This is a genomic window from Mesorhizobium sp. MC2-1-1 (assembly GCF_057597255.1).
The window spans coordinates 4,901,758-4,921,300 of record NZ_CP195205.1 but is presented as its reverse complement, the minus strand read 5'-3'; the positions used below and the strand labels follow the sequence as shown (position 1 = coordinate 4,921,300).

The window sequence follows — 19,543 nt, the reverse complement described above, 5'->3', positions numbered from 1 at the left end:
TTCGGGTCGTCGCCGTTCTGACGACTGGCGGTCGCTCGGGCCGCCTTCAGCTTTCAGCAATCGACGCAGCGCGACAGGAGCCGACCATGGACGCCATCGTCACCAAGAACGACCTCAAATCGGATGCCAAAAAAGAATCGATCGATCTGCTTAACGCCAGGCTTGCCGACGCCATAGACCTGGCGCTGATCACCAAGCAGGCGCATTGGAACGTCAAAGGCCCGCAATTCATCGCCATCCACGAGATGCTCGACGAATTCCGCGAGGAGATCGACGGCCATGTCGACATCATCGCCGAACGCGCGGTGCAGCTCGGCGGCACCGCGCACGGCACCTCGCAGGAAGTGTCGAAGGCGACCAAGTTAAAGCCCTATCCAACGGACATCCACAAGACCAAGGATCATCTGGCGGCGCTGATCGACCGCTACGCGGCAGCGGCCAAGCTGACCCGGGAAGCGATCGACGAGGCGGACGACGCCGGCGATGCCGACACCGCCGATATCTTCACGGCCTATTCGCGCTCGCTCGACAAATTGCTGTGGTTCCTCGAAGCGCACACGCAGGAAAAGGAATAGCCTGGCTGCCGCCAGTTCCCACAAGGCCGGCTGATTTAGCCGGCCGTCGCCTTTTCGGGCGCAGCCGAAGCAGTCGGCTGAGCGGACACCAGTGCCGTAATGATCTCGGCGGCGGCGAGCGCGGCGATGACCGTCGGGCGCTTGTCCTTCACCGCGTTGCCACCGATCGGCGAGACGAGTCGGCCGAACTGCGTTTCGCTGCCGTCGGCGGATTTCAGGAACCAATTCCTGAAGGTCGCCTTCTTGGTCTTCGACCCAATCATGCCGACATAGGCGGCGTCGTCGCGCTTCAGCGCTTCGGAGACGATCAGGAAATCCAGCGCATGATCATGTGTGAGGATGGCAAAGGCGGACCCGGCGGGAGCCTCGCGCACCACCGCTTCGGGCATCGGCGTCAACCGCGTCTCGACCGTCTCCGGCATGCCTTCCAGCGCATCGCCTCGCGTCTCAACAACGACGACGTGGATCGGCAGCAACGCAAGCGACGCGGACAGCGCCTGGCCGACATGGCCGCCGCCGAAGATATACACATACGGCAGATGCGCTTCTTCGGCTTCGGTCGTGGCGATCAGCTTTTCCTCGATTGTCTTGTCGACGAGGCGGATCAGCACCTCGACGCGGCCGCCGCAACACTGGCCGATCTCCGGCCCGAGCGGGACGTCGAGCGTGGCGCAGACTTCGTCGGCCTCGATGCGGGCTTCCATGTCCTCGCCCTTGCGAAGGGATAAGGGGCGCAGCATCTGCCGCGCCTTGTCGATCGCCATATATTCGAGCTGGCCGCCGCCGATCGTGCCGGAAATCGACGACGCCGAGACAAGCATGAAGGCACCGGCCTCGCGCGGGGTCGAGCCTTTCGTCGCCGCGACCTCGACGAGCGCGACCTGGCCATCTTGGCCAAGGAACTCTTTCAGGCGTTGCACTTTCGAGTTCATCGTCTGCATTCCTGGCACCGAAACATAGGGTTTTTCGGCCCGAATTGCACGTCACGCCGGATTCAGCCCGGCTTCATGGCTTCCCGCTTCAGCCTTTCGATCGCCATCAGCACCCGTTCGGGAGTTGCCGGCGCGTCGAGGCGCGGACAGGATCCTGTGGTCTGCGACGCTCGCGACCGCGTCCGACAATGCATGCAGGACCGACATGCCCAGCGGGAAGGGGGGCTCGCCGACGGCCTTGGAGCGATGCACGGTCGGCTCGTTCGCCTCCGACCAGTCGGCCAGCGTGACGTTGAAGACCTTCGGGCGGTCAGAGGCGAGCGGGATCTTGTAGGTCGACGGTGCATGGGTGCGCAGCCGGCCCTTGTCGTCCCACCACAGTTCCTCGGTGGTCAGCCAGCCCATGCCCTGGATGAAGCCGCCCTCGACCTGGCCAAGGTCGATGGCGCGGTTCAGCGAGCGGCCGGTCTCGTGCAAAATATCGGTGCGCTCGACCACATATTCGCCCGTCAGCGTATCGACCGATACTTCAGAACAGGACGCACCATAGGCGAAGTAATAGAAGGGCCGGCCTTGGCCCTTGTCGCGGTCCCAGTGGATTTTCGGCGTCTTGTAGAAACCCGCGGCCGAAAGCTGGATGCGCGCCATATACGCCTGCTTGACGAGATCGCCGAAGGGTATCTCCTGGTTGCCGATGCGGACCCGGTTGGGCAGGAACAGCACCTGATCGCGCGGCACCTGATATTTTTCCGAAGCGAAGTCAGTCAGCCGGTCCCTGATCTGGCGGGCGGCATTCTGCGCCGCCATGCCGTTGAGATCTGAACCGGACGAGGCGGCCGTCGCCGACGTATTCGGCACCTTGCCCGTGGTGGTGGCGGTGATCTTCACCTGGTCGAGGTCGATCTGGAACTCTTCCGCCACGACCTGCGCCACCTTTAGATAGAGGCCCTGCCCCATCTCGGTGCCGCCATGGTTCAGATGCACCGAACCGTCTGTGTAGACATGCACCAGCGCGCCGGCCTGGTTGTAATGCGTGGCGGTGAAGGAAATGCCGAACTTGACCGGGGTCAGCGCCAGCCCGCGCTTGATGAAGCGGCTGTTGGCATTGAAGGCGCTGATCTCGCGCCGTCGCCGCGCATAGTTTGAGCTCTCCTCCAGCTCGGCGATGATACGCTGGATGACATTGTCCTCGACCGTCTGGTGGTAGGGCGTGATGTTGCGGTCGCTGGTTCCATAGAAGTTCTTCTTGCGGATCTCGAGCGGGTCCTTGCCGAGCGCAAACGCCACCTCGTCGATGACGCGCTCGGCGCCGACCATGCCCTGCGGGCCGCCGAAACCGCGGAAGGCCGTGTTGGAGACGGTGTTGGTGAAGAGCGGCGCCGACTGAGCATGCACCGCCGGCCAGAAATAGGTGTTGTCGCAGTGGAACAGCGCGCGGTCGGTGACCGGGCCGGAAAGGTCCGAGGAGAAGCCGCAGCGCGCGGCGAACATGAAGTCGACGCCGAGGATATTACCGTCGTCGTCGAAACCGACCTCATAGTCGATGAGGAAGTCGTGGCGCTTGCCGGTGGCGGTCATGTCGTCATCGCGGTCAGGCCGGATCTTGACGGCACGGCGGTGGCGCTTGGCGGCGAGCGCGGCGAGCGCGGCGAACTGGTTGCCTTGCGTTTCCTTGCCGCCGAAGCCGCCGCCCATGCGGCGGATTTCCACGGTGACGGCGTTGCTCGGAACGCCCAGCGCATGGCTCACCATATGCTGGACTTCGCTCGGATGCTGGGTCGAGGAATAGATGGTGACGTCCTGGTCCTCGCCGGGAACGGCCATGGCGATGTGGCCTTCGAGATAGAAGTGCTCCTGGCCGCCGAGGCGCATCTTGCCCTTGAGCCTTCGGGGCGCCGCCTTGATCGCAGCCGCCGCATCGCCGCGCTTCAGCGTCAGCGGCGGCGTGACCAGCTTGTCCTTGCGTGGGTCGAGCTCACCGATGTCGGTGACAAAGGGCAGCTGCTTGTATTCGACCTTGGCCAATCTGGTCGCGCGGCGGGCCTGTTCGCGCGTCTCGGCAATGACGCAGAAGATCGGCTGGCCGTAAAATTCGACTTTGCCATCGGCAAGCACCGGCTCGTCGTGACGGCCCGTGGGTGAGATGTCATTCTCGCCCGGCACGTCCTTTGCCGTCAGCACATCGACGACGCCGGGCGCGGCGCGCACCGCAGACAAGTCCATCTTCGTAATCGTCGCATGCGTCGCGGCGGACAGGCCGAGGCAGCCATGCAGCGTGCCGGCCGGCTCCGGCATGTCGTCGATGTAGATCGCCGCGCCGCTGACATGCTTGTGCGCGGAATCGTGACGCTGGTCGCTGGCGACGCCGCCTGAGATCTTCTGGGCCTTGAGGTTGGGGACGTGCTTGGTCATCAGGCCGCCTCGTTTCGCGACACCTGGAGCGGCGCCTTCGTTCCCGTCGTCTCGACATAAAAGCGCAGCAGCAGATTCCTTGCCGCCAGCGCTCGATATTCAGCGGTAGCCCGCATGTCGGTCAGCGGCGTGAAATCCCTGGCGTATTCGGCCATCGCGGCCTCTACCGTCGCTTCGTTCCAGGCCTTGCCGACAAGCGCTTTCTCGACCGCCGTGGCGCGCTTCGGCGTGGCCGCCATGCCGCCATAGGCTATGCGGATGTCGGCCACGGTGCCGTCCGTGGCCAAGGTCAGGCAGAATGCGCCGAGCGTCGCTGTGATGTCCTCGTCTCGGCGCTTGGTGACCTTATAAACGGCAAACTTCTTTCCCTTTGCCGGGATAGGAACATGCACGGCCTCGACGAACTCGCCCGGCTGGCGGTCCTGCTTGCCATAGGCGATGAAGAAGGTTTCGAGCGGGATCGTGCGCCGGGCATTGCCCCTGCGGAGCGTCAGTTGCGCGCCGAGCGCGATCAGAGGCGGCGGCGTGTCGCCGATCGGCGAGCCGTTGGCGACGTTTCCGCCGATGGTGCCCATGTTGCGCACCTGTTCGCCGCCGATGCGGTCGACGAGCGGACCCAGTGGCGGGATGCGCTTAGACAGCATCTCGAAGGCTTCGGTGTAGGTGACGCCGGCGCCGATGGTGATGACGCCATCGGCCTCCGAAATCGAACGCAACCCTTCGAGGCCGCCGATGAAGACCGCCGGCGAGATGTCGCGCATATGCTTGGTGACCCAAAGGCCGACATCGGTCGAGCCGGCGACGATGGTGGCGCCCGGCTCCTCTTCGAGCACGGCGGCGAAATCATCGACACTCGCCGGCACGACAAGCCGCTGCTTGCCCGACCCGATCTCGACCCTGGCGCCGTCGCGCAATGCCTTGAGCCGCGCGGTGATGTCCTTGCGCTCCAGCGCCAGCGGATCCTTTGCCGCCTTGCCGTAGCTCGAAATGGCGTGCGCGGCGCGCATGATCGCCTCGTAGCCGGTGCAGCGGCAGAGATTGCCCTGCAGCGCCTTTTCGATCGCGGCGTTCGACGGATCGGGGGTCTTCATCCAGAGCCCATAGAGCGACATCACGAAGCCCGGCGTGCAGAAGCCGCATTGCGAGCCATGGAAATCGACCATCGCCTGCTGCACCGGATGCAGTTTTTCACCGGCGTCGCGCAGATGCTCGACGGTGACCACATGAGTGCCGTCGAGCGAGCCCATGAAGCGGATGCAGGCATTGACGCTTTCGTAGACGAGACCTTCCGGGGAGAGCTTGCCGACCAGGACCGTGCAGGCGCCACAATCGCCCTCGGCGCAGCCTTCCTTGGTGCCGCGCAGCGAGCGGCTGAGCCGCAGCCAGTCGAGCAGCGTCGCATCGGGCGCGACGTCGCTCAGGGCCACGTCGCCGCCGTTGAGGATGAAGCGTATCTCGTTGCGCGTCCTTGTCATGTCTCAACTCCCCCGGTAGGTCGAGTAGCCATAAGGCGAAATCAGGAGCGGCACATGATAATGCCGCGCTTCCGCCATGCCGAAGCGGATCGGCACGATGTCGAGGAAGGCCGGTTGCGGCAGGGTGACGCCCTGGCCGCGCAGATAGTCGCCGGCGGCGAAGACCAGTTCGTATTCGCCGGTGCGGAAATCGGCGCCGGCCAGCAGCGGCGCGTCGCAGCGGCCGTCCTCGTTGGTGGCGACGGTTTTGAGATGCGTTCGGCTTTGACCCTCGATGCGGAAAAGCCCGATCGACAGCCCCTTTGCCGGTCGGCCGGTCGCAGTGTCAAGCACGTGGGTCGTCAGGCGCCCGCCATCGGCTTTCGACGTTTCTGCCATTGGCCGCCTCCCATCCCGGTACGGTTTCAGGTCAATTGTGCGCCAATTAAAGGCGATGCATAAGTCCCGGTCGAGCGGAGCCGGGCAAAAAGCACTTTCAAAAATTTTCGGGGGAATGCATGGGCACCCCTTTCGATATCTTCATTCCAACCATCGGGCAGGAGTGGCAATGCGTTACGACAGGGACATGCGCGGTTACGGGGCAAATCCGCCGGACCCGAAATGGCCCGGCGGGGCGCATGTCGCGGTGCAATTCGTCGTCAACTACGAAGAAGGCGGCGAGAATTGCGTGCTGCATGGCGACAAGGCTTCGGAGGCTTTTCTGTCCGAAATCGTGGGCGCTGCCCCATGGGTCGGCCAGCGTCATTGGAACATGGAATCGATTTATGAATACGGCGCCCGCGCCGGCTTCTGGCGGCTCTACCGGCTGTTCACCGAAGCGCAGGTGCCGGTGACCTGCTACGGCGTCGCCACCGCACTGGCGCGCTCGCCCGACCAGGTCGTCGCCATGCAGGAGGCCGGCTGGGAGATCGCCTCGCACGGCCTGAAATGGATCGACTATCGCGACCATGCGGCCGAGGACGAGAAGCGCGACCTCGATAAGGCTATCCGGCTGCATTACGAGGTGACCGGCGCGCGGCCGACCGGCTGGTACACCGGCCGCACCTCGGTGAACACGGTGCGGCTCGTCGCCGAGGAAGGCGGCTTCGACTATGTCTCCGACACCTATGACGACGAACTGCCCTACTGGTTCGATCGCGACGGACTGGAGAAGCCGCAGCTCGTCATCCCTTATACGCTCGACGCCAACGACATGCGTTTCGCGACGCCGCAGGGTTTCAACTCCGGCGACCAGTTCTTCGCCTATCTGAAGGATAGTTTCGACACGCTCTATGCCGAGGGTAAGGCGGGCAGGCCGCGCATGATGAATATCGGCCTGCATTGCCGGCTGGTCGGTCGTCCAGGACGGGTGGCGGCGTTGAAGCGCTTCGTCGATTATGTGAAGTCGCATGACAAAGTGTGGCTGACGCGGCGCATCGACATCGCCAGGCATTGGCGCGAAACGCACCCCTATCAGGCGCCGGCGCTGCGCCCGTCGCGGATGGAGTTCGAAGAATTCGTGCATGCGTTCGGCGGGATCTTCGAGCATTCGCCGTGGATCGCGGAGCGGGCGTACGAACTGGAACTCGGACCGGCGCATGACAGCGCCGGCGGCCTGCACAACGCCCTCTGCCGCGTCTTCCGCGCGGCGAGCGAAGGCGAACGGCTCTCCGTGCTGAACGCCCACCCGGACCTCGCGGGCAAGCTGGCCAAGGCGAAGCGCCTGACATCGGAATCGGCCAGGGAACAGGCCTCCGCCGGCCTCGACGCGCTGACCGACAAGGAGCGCGAGCTGTTCTCGAAACTCAACGCCGCCTATGTCACCACCTTCGGCTTCCCTTTCATCATCGCGGTCAAGGGCAAGACCAAGGACCAAATCCTGGCGGAGTTCGAGGCGCGGATCGGCAACAGCCGCGGCACCGAGTTCGAAACCGCCTGCAAGCAGGTCGAGCGCATCGCATTGCTTCGACTGAAAGACATGCTCCCGCAATAACGCCAGGGCCTCCCATGGATATGATCAAGACTGCCGAGCGAACCTATTACGCCCCGCATGGCGGCCATCCCGGCCAGAACGAGCTTTTGACCGGCAGGGCCGTCTTCACCGAGGCCTATGCGATCATCCCCAAGGGCGTGATGCAGGACATCGTCACCAGTCCGCTGCCGTTCTGGGAGAAGACCAGGGCCTGGATCATCGCAAGACCGCTCTCCGGCTTCGCCGAGACGTTCTCGCAATATATCGTCGAGGTTCTGCCGGGCGGCGGCAGCGACCGGCCAGAGCTCGACGCCGGCGCCGAGGGCGTGCTGTTCGTCGTCGAGGGCGAGCTCACCGTATCGCTAGCCGGCAAAAAGCATGTGCTTGCCGCCGGTGGCTTTGCCTTCCTGCCTCCATCCAGCGGCTGGACGGTGCGCAACGAAAGCAGCGCCGCCGTCCGCTTCCACTGGATCCGCAAGGACTATGAGGCCGTCGACGGCCTCGACGTGCCGGAGGCCTTGTTCTCGAGCGATCAGGACGTGACGCCGAGCCCGATGCCGGGGACGGGAGGTCGCTGGGCGACGACCCGCTTCGTCGACCCGGCCGACATGCGCCATGACATGCATGTCACCATCGTCACCCTGGAGCCGGGCGCGGTCATTCCCTTCGCCGAAACCCATGTCATGGAGCATGGGCTCTATGTGCTCGAAGGCAAGGCGGTCTACCGGCTCAACCAGGACTGGGTCGAGGTCGAGGCGGGCGATTTCATGTGGCTGCGCGCCTTCTGCCCGCAGGCCTGCTACGCCGGCGGCCCGGGAAAATTCCGCTATTTGCTCTACAAGGACGTCAATCGACACGCCAAGCTTGGCGGCTATCTTGGGGCCCGCCCGCGTTGACCCGCATCGTCGCCAGGCCGCTGACCCGCGAAGATTTCGCGCCGTTCGGGGACGTTATCGACATGGGCGGCGACAACCGCTACCCGATCAATGCAGGCCGAGCGATGCGCTACCACGACCTTGCCACCGCGGAGGCCGCCGGACCCAATGCGCGCGTGCTGATCTCGATGGTGCGCGGCACGCCGTACGAGATGCCGCTGAAGCTCACCATGGTCGAGCGCCATCCGCTCGGCAGCCAGGCTTTCATCCCGCTGTCGCCGCGGCCCTTCCTGGTTGTCGTCTGCCACGACACCAAGGACGGTCCGGGCGAGCCGCACGCCTTTCTCGCCGGCCCCGGACAAGGCATCAATTACCGCCGCAACCTGTGGCACGGCGTGCTGACGCCGATCGGCGAAGAACAGGATTTCCTCATCGTCGACCGCGGCGGCGACGGCTCCAATCTCGAGGAATTTCATTTCTCGCAACCCTACGAGATCCACCTTCCCTGAAAGCTTGCCCATGACCGACGTTTCGCTGATCGACCGCCTGCTCGACGTGATCGAGCACGACATCGTGCCGAAGACCGCGGAAGGCGTGGCCCACGGCAACAAGCTGTTCGGCGCGGCGATCCTCAGGAAGGCCGACCGGTCGCTGGTGCTGGCCGAAACCAACAACGAGATGGAAAACCCGCTCTGGCATGGCGAGGTGCACTGCCTGAAGCGCTTCTACGAGATGCCCAAGGCCGAGCGTGTCGACACAAAAGACGCGCTGTTCATCGCCACGCACGAGCCCTGCTCGCTCTGCCTGTCGGCGATCACCTGGACCGGCTTCGACAATTTCTACTACCTGTTCAGCCATGAGGACTCGCGCGACAGCTTTGCCATCCCGCATGATCTGAAGATCCTGAAAGAGGTCTTCACCCTCGACCCGGGCGGCTACAACGCGGAGAACGCCTACTGGAAAAGTTTTTCCATCCGCAGGCTGGCGCGGGCCTTGCCCGAAGCCGAGCGCGGGCGGGTGGAGGCGCGGATCGGCAGGATCGCGGCGCGCTATGACGAGCTGTCAGGCGCCTATCAGGCAAGCAAGGCCGAGAACGATATTCCCTTGAGCTGACGCGGATTGACCAGCCGATTTCGCCGGTTGGCCCACGACGCATTGTCCACGACTCCATCATGTGGCGGCGGATACCGGAGCCCCCATGAAAACCGTCACCGAATTCCCCCGCAAGGTCGTCGAAATTCCTGACATGGGCATCGTCATGCCGGATGGCTGCCGGCTGTCGGCGCGTATCTGGATGCCTGAGGATGCCGCCGATCATCCAGTGCCGGCGATCCTCGAGCACCTGCCCTATCGCAAGCGCGACGGCACGATTTTCCGCGATCAGCTCACCCATCCCTACTTCGCCGGGCATGGCTACGCCTCGATCCGCGTCGACATGCGCGGCAATGGCGATTCCGAAGGGCTGATGGACGACGAATATTCCGAGCAGGAATTGCAGGACGCCTGCGACGTCATCGCCTGGGCGGCGGCGCAGCCCTGGTGCAACGGCAATGTCGGCATGATGGGCATTTCCTGGGGCGGCTTCAACTGCCTCCAGGCGGCGGCGAAACAGCCGCCGGCGCTGAAGGCGGTGATCAGCCTTTGCTCGACCGTCGACCGTTATGCCGACGACATTCACTACAAGGGCGGCTGCCTGCTGCTCGAGAATTTCGGCTGGGCCTCGACGATGCTGTCCTATTCGTCGCGGCCGCCGGATCCGGCGATCGCCGGCGGCAATCGCTGGCGTGATTTGTGGCTCAGCCGGCTGGAGAACCAGTCTTTTCTCCTCCCGCTCTGGCTCAGCCACCAGCACCGTGACGACTATTGGAAACGCGGCTCGATCTGCGAGGATTTTTCCGCGGTGAAGGCGGCCGTGCTGTCGATCGGCGGCTGGCATGACGGTTACCGCAACACGATCTCCAACCTCGTCAGCAACATCCAGTCCCCGGTCAAAGGCATCGTGGGCCCCTGGATCCACAAATACCCGCACTACGCCGGACCCAATCCGGCTATCGGCTTCCTGCAGGAGGCGTTGCGCTGGTGGGACCGCTGGCTGAAGGATGCTGCGACAGGCGTCGAGGCCGATCCCGACTACCGCGCCTATGTCATGGACAGCGTGCGGCCGGCGCGCTGGCATCCCGAGCGGCCCGGCCGCTGGGTGGCGGAGCGGGACTGGCCGTCGCCGAATATCAGAATCGAAGCGGTCGAACTGATCCCCGAGAGCGCCAAGCCCTCGATCGTCGCTTCGCCGCAGTCCTGCGGGCTTGCCGGCGGCGAGTATTTTCCTTTCACCTTCGGGCCGGAGTTGCCCGGCGACCAGCGTACGGACGACGCACTGTCGGTTTGTTTCGACCAGCCGGAGCTCGGCGAGCCGATCGACATTGTCGGCGCGCCGGAGCTCGAGATCCGGGTCGCCTCCGATCGGCCGCAAGCGAACATCGCGGTGCGTCTTTGCGACGTGCATCCCGACGGCGCCTCGGAGCTGATCTCCTATGGCGTGCTTAACCTGACCCACCGCGACTCGCATGAGTTCCCACGGGCGCTGGTTCCCGGCGAAACCGTTTCGGCGCGCGTCGTGCTCGACCAATGCGGCTACCGGGTGCCGGCGGGCCATAAATTGCGCGTAGCGGTTTCGAGCGCCTATTGGCCGATGATCTGGCCGTCGCCGGAGCCGGTGCGGATTGATCTCTCAAAGGCGACGCTGAAGCTTCCGCTGCGCCCGTTGGCGGCGGGCGATGAAGTCTCGTTCCCCGAGCCGGAAGGCGCGACGCCTTGGGCGACCGAGACGATCCGGCCGGCGAACTCCGAACGCCATATCGATCGCAACGAGAAGACCGGCCTCGTCACACTTTCCATAACCGACGATTTCGGCGAACTGCGCGACCTCGACCATGGGCTGGTCAACGGCAGCGTCGTGCGCGAGACATGGGCGATCCATCCGGACGACCCGCTTTCGGCAACCGGAGCCACGCATTGGACGCAGACCTTGTCGCGCAATGAATGGTCGGTGCGAACCGAGACCTTCGCCAAGATGCGATCGGAAGCCGGCAACTTCATCGTCACCGCCAGAATCGAAGCCTATGAGGGCGAAAAGCTGGTCTTCGAGCGCGACTTCGAGCAGGCGATTCCCCGCTCCATGGTTTGAGCCGAAGGCCAGATTGGTCCAAACGCGACGTGCGATTTACGCCACCGTATGTCGCATTCGGTCTTGCCTGCCGCTTTCCCTTACGGTCATTATCTCCTCAACAGCAAGAACCGACCAAAAAGGTCGGATACCCAGAGTGAGGAACCATAATGTCAAACGAACTCGACTATCTCAGCCGGCGCGTCGCCGCCGGAAAGCTTAGCCGTCGCGATTTTCTCGGTCGCGCCGCCGCGCTCGGCGTCGCCGCCACCGTTGCCAACTCGATGCTCTCCAGCGCCGTGCGCGCTGCCGGTCCGGTCAAGGGCGGCACGCTGAAGGCCGGCCTGCAGGGCGGCGAATCCACCAACAGCCTCGACCCGGCGACCTTCCTTAGCCAGGTTCCGTTCGCGTTCGGCAAGTGCTGGGGCGAAACGCTGGTCGAGCTCGCGCCGGGCGGCGGCGTCGAATACCTCATCGCCGAGGAGATCGGCAGCTCGAAGGACGCCAAGACCTGGACGATGAAGATCCGCAAGGGCGTCCAGTTCCACAACGGCAAGGAAGTGACGCCGGACGACGTGGTGGCGACACTGAAGCGCCACAGCGACGAGAAGTCCAAGTCGGGCGCGCTCGGCGTCCTGAAGAGCATCGACACCATCAAGGCCGATGGCGGCAATGTCGTGGTCACGCTGAAAGACCCGAACGCCGACATGCCTTACCTGATGGCGGACTACCACCTGATCATCCAGCCGAATGGCGGCTTGGACAAGCCTGACGCCGGCATCGGAACCGGCCCCTACAAGGTCACGGTCAACCAGCCCGGCGTGAAGCATGGCGGCGAGCGCTTCGCCAATTACTGGCAGGCCGACAAATACGGCCATGCCGACCAGGTCGAGATCATCGTCGTCAACGACCCGACAGCCCGCATGGCCGCGCTGCAGGGCGGCCAGGTGAACATGATCAACCGCGTCGAGCCGAAGATCGTCGACCTAGTCAAGCGGCTGCCCGGCGTGAAGATCCGCGCCGCCTCGGGTCGCGGCTTCTATCCGTTCAACATGTTCTGCGATACCGCGCCCTTCGACAATAACGACCTCAGGATGGCGCTGAAGCTCGCCATGGACCGCGAGGAAATGCTGACCAAGATCCTGCGCGGCTACGGCGAGGTCGGCAACGACATGCCGGTCAACAAGGCCTATCCGCTGTTCGCAGGCGACTTCGAGCAGCGCAAGTTCGACCCCGAAAAGGCGGCCGCGCTCTACAAGAAGTCGGGCCATAGCGGCTCGATCCTGCTGCGCACATCCGACGTCGCCTTCCCGGGCGCCGTCGATGCCGCGCAGCTCTACCAGCAGAGCTGCGCCAAGGCCGGCATCAAGATCGAGATCAAGCGCGAGCCCGGCGACGGCTACTGGACCGAAGTCTGGAACAAGCAGCCCTTCTCGCTCTCCTATTGGGGCGGCCGTCCGACGCAGGACCAGATGTACTCGACGGCCTACCTCTCGACCGCCGACTGGAACGACACACGCTTCAAGCGCCCCGATTTCGACAAGATGGTGCTTGCGGCGCGCGGCGAGCTCGACGAAGCCAAGCGCAAGAAGATCTATCGCGACATGGGCGAGATCATGCGCGACGAAGGCGGCCTGATCGTGCCGTTCTTCAACCAGTTCGTTGACGCGACCGGCAAGGGCGTCGAAGGCTGGGTCGACAACCCGGCGCAGGAACTCAGCAACGGCCACGCCCTGATCGAGTGCTGGCTGCAGGCTTGAGGAAGGACAAAGGAAGGGCTGGCGCGAGCCGGCCCTTCCCGGCTTTCATGGCCCGCCCGAAAGGCGGGTGTCATCCCTTCTTCACCATTGCGGGTAGCCGATGTCGTCTCCGATCCTGAGATTGGTCGCTCAGCGCGTCTTGCTGGGCCTGGTCCTACTTTTGGCCGTTTCGGTGCTGATCTTCGCCGGCACGCAGATCCTGCCGGGCGACGTCGCCCAGGCGATCCTCGGGCAATCGGCAACGCCGGAGGCGCTAGCGAATTTGCGCGAGCAGCTCGGGCTCAACGACCCGGCCTGGCTGCGGTACGTGCACTGGCTGTGGGGCATCCTTCATGGCGACTTCGGAACGGCGCAGTCGAGCGGATTGGATATTGCGACATCGATCAGCACGCGGCTGAAGAACACGCTGTTCCTGGCGGCCTGCGCGGCGATCGTCGCGGTGCCGCTTGCGATCATTCTCGGCCTGATTGCCGTGCGCTATCGCAACGGCTTCGTCGACAAGCTGATCTCCGGCCTGGCGCTAGCCTCGACATCATTCCCGGAATTCTTCATCGGTTATGTGCTGATCTTCGTGTTTGCCGTGCATTGGCAGATCTTTCCCAGCATCTCGACGGTGGATGACTCCACGCCCTTCCTCGAAAGGCTGCAGGCCGTGGTGCTGCCGGCCACGGCGCTCACCCTGGTGGTTCTCGCCCACATGATGCGCATGACGCGCGCGGCGATCCTCAACGTCATGCAGTCGGCCTATATCGAGACCGCCGAGCTCAAGGGGCTGAAGGCCTTTGACATCATCCGCAAGCACGCTTTTCCCAACGCGATCGCGCCAGTCGTCAACGTCGTCATGCTCAACCTCGCCTACCTCATCGTCGGCGTCGTGGTGGTGGAGGTGATCTTCGTCTATCCGGGCATGGGACAGTATCTGGTCGACCATGTCGCCAAGCGCGACGTGCCGGTGGTGCAGGCGGTCGGCCTGATCTTCGCCGCGGTCTACATCACGCTCAACATCGTCGCTGATATCGCCGCCATTGTGGCCAACCCGCGGCTGAGGCATCCGAAATGACGGGCGGGATGCAAGACGACCAGAGGGGGAACTGAGGCGAATGGCGCTACGACAAATCCCGATTACCGCCTGGGTCGGGCTGATCCTGACCGGCTTCTTTGCTTTCTGCGCCATCTTCGCGCCCTGGGTCGCGCCGCATGGCAATGGCGAGATCGTCGGCGACGTGTGGGAACCGATGTCGGCCACCCATTGGCTGGGCACCGACAATCTCGGCCGCGATCTCATCTCGCGCATGATCTATGGCGCCCGCATCACCATGGAGATTGCGGTGGCGGCGACAGCGCTATCCTTTTCGCTAGGTTCGATCCTCGGTTTCACGGCTGCAGTCTTCGGCGGCTGGTTCGACACGCTGCTGTCGCGCTTCGTGGACCTTCTGATGTCGATCCCGACGCTGATCTTCGGCCTCGTCGTCTTGTCGGTGCTGCCGACGAACACGCTGACACTGATCCTGGTCATGGGCATCCTCGATTCTACCCGCGTCTATCGCCTGTCGCGCGCGGTCGCCGTCGACATCAACGTGATGGACTTCGTTGAAGCGGCGAAGCTGCGCGGCGAGGGCAAGGCCTGGATCATCTTCCGCGAAATCCTGCCCAATGCGCTGTCGCCGCTGGTGGCGGAACTTGGCGTGCGCTTCATCTTCGCGGTGCTCTTCCTGTCGGCGCTGTCGTTCCTGGGCCTCGGCGTACAGCCGCCGGATTCGGACTGGGGCGGCATGGTCAAGGAAAACAAGGACGGCATCGTGTTCGGCATTCCGGCGGCGCTGATCCCGGCCGCCGCGATCGCGGTGCTGGCGATCTCCGTCAACCTCGTCGCCGACTGGGTCCTCAACCGCACGACCAGCCTGAAGGGAGGACGCGGCTGATGGCTGACGATCAGGCCAAGTCAGGACAACCAAAGTCTGGTCAAGCAAAGTCCGGCCAGGCAGGCTCAGGCAAGCTCCTCGACATCCGCAACCTGCGCATCGAGGCGACAGTCTATCCGCCGGGCGAGGCGCCGAAGACGATCACCCTCGTCCACGACGTCTCGCTGACCCTGGAGAAGGGCAGGGTCCTGGGTCTGATCGGCGAATCCGGCGCCGGCAAATCAACCATCGGCCTAGCGTCCATGGCCTATGGCCGCGGCGGCGTCCGCATCACCGGCGGCGAGGTGATCCTCAACGGTCGCGACATCCTGAAGGCCGGACTGAGAGGCGTGCGGGCGCTGCGCGGACGCGAAGTCTGCTATGTCGCGCAGTCGGCGGCCGCCGCCTTCAACCCGGCGCATAAGCTGATCGACCAGGTGGTCGAGGCCACCCTGCTGCACGGCACCGCGACGCGGGCCGAGGCGGAGAAGCGGGCGGTCGCGCTGTTCAAGAAGCTCAGCCTGCCCAATCCGGAAACGATCGGCGAGCGCTATCCGCACCAGGTCTCCGGCGGCCAGTTGCAGCGGGTCATGACGGCGATGGCGCTCTGCTCGGAGCCCGACCTCATCGTCTTCGACGAGCCGACCACGGCGCTCGACGTGACGACGCAGATCGACGTGCTTGCGGCGATCAAGGACGCCATACGCGACACGCATGTCGCGGCCCTCTACATCACCCACGACCTTGCCGTCGTGGCGCAGGTGTCGGACGAGATCATGGTGCTGCGCCACGGGCGACTGGTCGAGTGGGGCGGCACGCGGCAGATCATCAAGGAGCCGCGCCAGGAATATACCAACGCGCTGGTTTCGGTGCATGAGATCGAGCACCGCGAACAGCAACCCGGCACAACGCCATTCCTGTCGGTGAAGAACGTCACCGCCGCCTATGGCGGCGGCCATGTCAAGGTCCTGAAGAACGTCTCGGTCGACATCTATCCCGGCCAGACGCTGGCCGTTGTCGGCGAGAGCGGCTCCGGCAAGTCGACGCTGGCGCGCGCCATCACGGGGCTGTTGCCGCCCGAGGAAGGCACCGTCACTTTCGACGGAAGGCCGCTCGCCAACAGGCTTGCCGACCGTCCGAAGGAGGATCTGCGCCAGTTGCAGATGATCTACCAGATGGCCGACGTGGCGATGAACCCGCGCCAGACGGTGGGCACGATCATCGGCCGGCCGCTGGAGTTCTATTTCGGCATGAAGGGACGCGAGCGCGACAAGCGCGTGGCCGAACTGCTCGACGAGATCGAGATGGGCAAGGGTTTCGTCGACCGCTATCCGGCCGAGCTTTCGGGAGGCCAGAAGCAGCGCGTCTGCATTGCGCGCTCGCTCGCCGCCAAGCCGAAGCTGATCATCTGCGACGAGGTGACCTCGGCGCTCGATCCACTGGTCGCTCACGGCATCCTGAAACTGCTGCTCAACCTGCAGCAGCACGAAAAGGTCGCCTATCTTTTCATCACGCACGATCTGGCGACGGTGAAGTCGATCGCCGACTCGATCGCGGTGATGTATCGCGGAGAGGTTGTGCGCTACGGCTCCAAGAGCAAGGTGCTGACGCCGCCCTTCGACGCCTATACGGACCTGCTCCTGTCATCGGTGCCGGAGATGGAGATCGGCTGGCTGGAAAAGGCGATCAAGGGCCGGCGCATGGAGAGCGCCGGAAATTAGCCTGCCAAAGGCGGCCCCATGAAAGTCTTTGTCATGCGGCCGCAACAGGGAACAGGAAAGGTGTAGCGGCGGTTGGAACCCGCGCCGAAATCAATTTCGAACAAAGGGGGGTAAGACATGCATACGGAACTCGATCATCTCGCCGAACTCGCCGGCAAGGGCTGGATCTCGCGCCGCGATTTCCTTGGCCGCGCGGCGGCTCTCGGCGTCTCGGCGGCGCTGGCGACGACTCTGGCCGGCAAGGCTTTCGCCGCGACGCCGGTAAAGGGCGGCATCATCAAGGCCGGCCTGCAGGGCGGCGAGTCGACCAACAGCCTGGATCCAGCGCTGAATCTCAGTCAGGTCACATTCAACTTCTGCAAGCAATGGGGCGAATTCCTCGTCCGCCTTACCCCGCAAGGCGGCGTCGAGAACCTGATCGCCGAGGAGATCGGCGCTTCGGCGGATGCCAAGACCTGGACGATGAAGATCCGCGACGGCATCGAGTTCCACAACGGCAAGACGGTGAGCGCGGAGGATGTCGCCGCCACGCTTGAGCGCCATGCGGACGAGAAGTCGAAATCCGGCGCGCTCGGCATTTTGAAGAACATCAAGACGGTCAAGGCCCAGGGCAAGGAAGTGGTGGTCACCCTCGGCGATGCCGATGCCGACTTCCCCTATCTGATGGCTGACTACCATCTGGTCATCCAGCCGAATGGCGGCAAGGACAACCCGAATGCCGGCATCAGCGCCGGCCCTTACAAGGTCACCGTCAACCAGCCCGGCGTGAAACATGGCGGCGAGCGCTTCGCCAACTACTGGCGCGGCGACAAGGCCGGCCATGCCGACCAGGTCGAGATCGTCGTCATCAACGATGCCACGGCGCGTCTTGCTGCGCTGCAGGGCGGCCAAGTGCATCTCATCAACCGGGTCGAGCCGAAGGTGGTCGACCTGGTGAAACGCATTCCGGGCGTCAGCATCGAGAACGTGTCGGGGCGCGGCTATTACCCGTTCAACATGTTCTGCGACACCGCGCCTTTCGACAACAATGATCTCCGCATGGCGCTGAAGCTTGCCATGGACCGCGAGGAGATGCTGGAAAAGATTCTGCGCGGTTACGGTTCGGTCGGCAACGATTTCCCGATCAACGAGGCCTACCCGCTGTTTTCCGCCGACATCGAGCAGCGCAAGTTCGATCCCGAAAAGGCGGCCGCGGCCTACAAGAAGTCGGGCCATAGCGGGTCGATCCTGCTGCGCACCTCGGACGTCGCCTTCCCCGGCGCGGTCGACGCCGCCCAGCTCTACCAGCAGAGCTGCGCCAAGGCCGGCATCAAAATAGAGATCAAGCGCGAGCCCGGCGACGGCTACTGGTCGGAAGTGTGGAACAAGCAGCCTTTCTCGCTCTCCTACTGGGGCGGACGACCGACGCAGGACCAGATGTATTCCACCGGCTACTTCTCGACCGCCGACTGGAACGACACACGCTTCAAACGGCCGGAATTCGACAAGATGCTGCTTACGGCCCGGGCCGAGCTCGACCAGGCCAAGCGCAAGGCGATCTACCGGGACATGGCAATGCTGATGCGCGACGAAGGCGGCCTGATCGTGCCGTTCTTCAACCAGTTCATCGACGCCGCCAACACCAAGAAGGTCAGCGGCTACGCCAAGAACCCCAATGGCGAGATGATGGACGGCTACGCGCTCTGCGAATGCTGGCTGAACGCCTGATATCAATATAATTCTTCGAACGCCGCGTGTCCCAAGGACGCGCGGCGTTCTTGTTTAGACCGACAATCACAGGAAGCTGTCCGTGGCGCTGAAATCCAAACTGCTGCTCATTATCCTAGACGGCGTGCCCTACCGGAACTGGCGCCGGTTGATGGGCAATCTCGAAGGCTGGGCGCAGTCCGGCGAGGCAAAGGTCTGGAGGATGCGCTCGGTGCTGCCGTCGACCTCGGCCTGCTGCTATGCCTCGATTCACACCGGTGTCACACCGCAGGTGCACGGCATCCTTTCGAACGAGAATCGCTTTCGCGTCGCGCAGCCCGACATCTTCTCCGAAGTGAGCAAGGCTGGCGGCAAGACCGGGGCCGTGACCCATTCCTACTGGTCGGAGTTCTTCCGTTCGTACCCGTTCGACCTCGTCGAAGACATGGAATTCGACGAACCAGGCGGGCCGATCACGCATGGCCGCTTCCACACCATGACCGGCTACAACGCCAAGAACCAGATGACACCGAGCGACGTCGACCTGTTCGCGACGCTGACCATGCTGGCTAAGCGCCACGGCATCGACTACGGCATCCTGCACACCTGCACTCTTGACTCCATGGGTCACCGTTTCGGCCATGACTGCCACGAGATGGACCATGCCTGCTATGCGATGGACGCGATGCTGGCGGGCTTCCTGCCGCAATGGCGCGATGCCGGCTATGAGGTGATCGTGACGGCCGACCACGGCCAGACCGACCGCGGCCACCATGGCGGCCGCGACGACGAGATGCAGGATTTCGCGCTCTACTATTTCGGGCCTGCGAAAGGCCCCGAGGCCGACACGCTGCTCGACCAGCTGCAGCTCGCGCCGACGGTGCTGAGCCGGCTCGGCGTGGCGATACCGCAGACGATGAAGGCGCAGGTGTTTCTGGTCTAGATCGCCCTTCTCCCCTGGGGAGAAGGCAAAGAGCTCCTACTGGCAACCTCTCCTTTCTTCGGTTAGCCTCCGAAAATTCCTTGGCGGAGGATGAACCTTTTTGGACCGATCAGCGACAGAGCCACGAGGAGCCAGGCGGCTCGACCGGC

The 19,543-nt window shown here is 63.9% G+C and carries 15 protein-coding genes and 1 pseudogene; 12 read left to right on the top strand and 4 right to left on the bottom strand.

All coding sequences use genetic code 11. From position 1 onward, the window contains the following. Positions 1-86: 86 nt before the first annotated feature. Positions 87-575 carry a DNA starvation/stationary phase protection protein Dps gene (gene dps, locus ACR64R_RS24355; protein ID WP_487358795.1) on the top strand — a complete coding sequence of 163 codons (489 nt, stop codon included), beginning with the start codon at positions 87-89 and terminating at the stop codon, positions 573-575. Positions 576-610: 35 nt separating this feature from the next. Here dps and xdhC read toward each other — a convergent pair whose 3' ends face one another. From xdhC to uraH, 4 genes and pseudogenes are all read right to left on the bottom strand, one after another. Continuing rightward, positions 611-1,507 carry a xanthine dehydrogenase accessory protein XdhC gene (gene xdhC, locus ACR64R_RS24350; RefSeq protein ID WP_487358794.1) on the bottom strand — a complete coding sequence of 299 codons (897 nt, stop codon included), beginning with the start codon at positions 1,505-1,507 and terminating at the stop codon, positions 611-613. A 62-nt stretch (positions 1,508-1,569) separates the two neighbouring features. After that, positions 1,570-3,919 (bottom strand): annotated as a pseudogene (gene xdhB, locus ACR64R_RS24345) (xanthine dehydrogenase molybdopterin binding subunit). Beyond that, the gene (xdhA, locus tag ACR64R_RS24340) at positions 3,919-5,394 is read right to left on the bottom strand and encodes a xanthine dehydrogenase small subunit (RefSeq protein ID WP_487358793.1); all 1,476 of its coding nucleotides are present in this window, start codon (positions 5,392-5,394) and stop codon (positions 3,919-3,921) included. The pseudogene xdhB and the gene xdhA overlap by 1 nt, the downstream one beginning before the upstream one ends. Before the next feature lie 3 nt (positions 5,395-5,397). Then, on the bottom strand, positions 5,398-5,772 hold the full coding sequence (uraH, locus tag ACR64R_RS24335; RefSeq protein WP_487358792.1) for a hydroxyisourate hydrolase: 375 nt from the start codon (positions 5,770-5,772) through the stop codon (positions 5,398-5,400). A gap of 169 nt (positions 5,773-5,941) precedes the next feature. Between uraH and puuE the strand changes: the two genes are divergently transcribed. From puuE to ACR64R_RS24280, 11 genes are all read left to right on the top strand, one after another. Then, positions 5,942-7,366 (top strand): allantoinase PuuE, encoded by a 1,425-nt coding sequence (gene puuE / locus ACR64R_RS24330; RefSeq protein ID WP_487358791.1) that lies wholly within the window; start codon positions 5,942-5,944, stop codon positions 7,364-7,366. A 14-nt stretch (positions 7,367-7,380) separates the two neighbouring features. Then, complete coding sequence (locus tag ACR64R_RS24325) at positions 7,381-8,241, top strand: bifunctional allantoicase/(S)-ureidoglycine aminohydrolase (RefSeq protein WP_487358790.1); 861 nt, start codon at positions 7,381-7,383, stop codon at positions 8,239-8,241. Next, positions 8,238-8,729, top strand: coding sequence for an ureidoglycolate lyase (locus ACR64R_RS24320; RefSeq protein WP_487358789.1), 492 nt, complete (start codon positions 8,238-8,240; stop codon positions 8,727-8,729). The genes ACR64R_RS24325 and ACR64R_RS24320 overlap by 4 nt, the downstream gene beginning before the upstream one ends. A gap of 10 nt (positions 8,730-8,739) precedes the next feature. Further along, entirely contained in the window at positions 8,740-9,333 is a 594-nt protein-coding gene (locus ACR64R_RS24315; RefSeq protein WP_487358788.1) for a nucleoside deaminase, read from the top strand. 85 nt (positions 9,334-9,418) lie between these two features. Then, positions 9,419-11,404 (top strand): CocE/NonD family hydrolase, encoded by a 1,986-nt coding sequence (locus ACR64R_RS24310; protein WP_487358787.1) that lies wholly within the window; start codon positions 9,419-9,421, stop codon positions 11,402-11,404. A gap of 149 nt (positions 11,405-11,553) precedes the next feature. After that, positions 11,554-13,143: an ABC transporter substrate-binding protein gene (locus ACR64R_RS24305; protein WP_487358786.1), complete on the top strand. Its 1,590-nt coding sequence runs from the start codon at positions 11,554-11,556 to the stop codon at positions 13,141-13,143. Positions 13,144-13,243: 100 nt separating this feature from the next. After that, positions 13,244-14,203, top strand: a complete 960-nt coding sequence (locus ACR64R_RS24300) for an ABC transporter permease (protein WP_487358785.1) — start codon at positions 13,244-13,246, stop codon at positions 14,201-14,203. Positions 14,204-14,243: 40 nt separating this feature from the next. Next, the gene (locus ACR64R_RS24295; protein ID WP_487358784.1) at positions 14,244-15,065 is read left to right on the top strand and encodes an ABC transporter permease; all 822 of its coding nucleotides are present in this window, start codon (positions 14,244-14,246) and stop codon (positions 15,063-15,065) included. Beyond that, positions 15,065-16,765 carry an ABC transporter ATP-binding protein gene (locus ACR64R_RS24290; protein WP_487358783.1) on the top strand — a complete coding sequence of 567 codons (1,701 nt, stop codon included), beginning with the start codon at positions 15,065-15,067 and terminating at the stop codon, positions 16,763-16,765. The genes ACR64R_RS24295 and ACR64R_RS24290 overlap by 1 nt, the downstream gene beginning before the upstream one ends. Before the next feature lie 117 nt (positions 16,766-16,882). Continuing rightward, entirely contained in the window at positions 16,883-18,472 is a 1,590-nt protein-coding gene (locus ACR64R_RS24285; RefSeq protein WP_487358782.1) for an ABC transporter substrate-binding protein, read from the top strand. Between the two features lie 82 nt (positions 18,473-18,554). Beyond that, complete coding sequence (locus ACR64R_RS24280) at positions 18,555-19,394, top strand: alkaline phosphatase family protein (RefSeq protein ID WP_487358781.1); 840 nt, start codon at positions 18,555-18,557, stop codon at positions 19,392-19,394. Positions 19,395-19,543 lie beyond the last annotated feature (149 nt).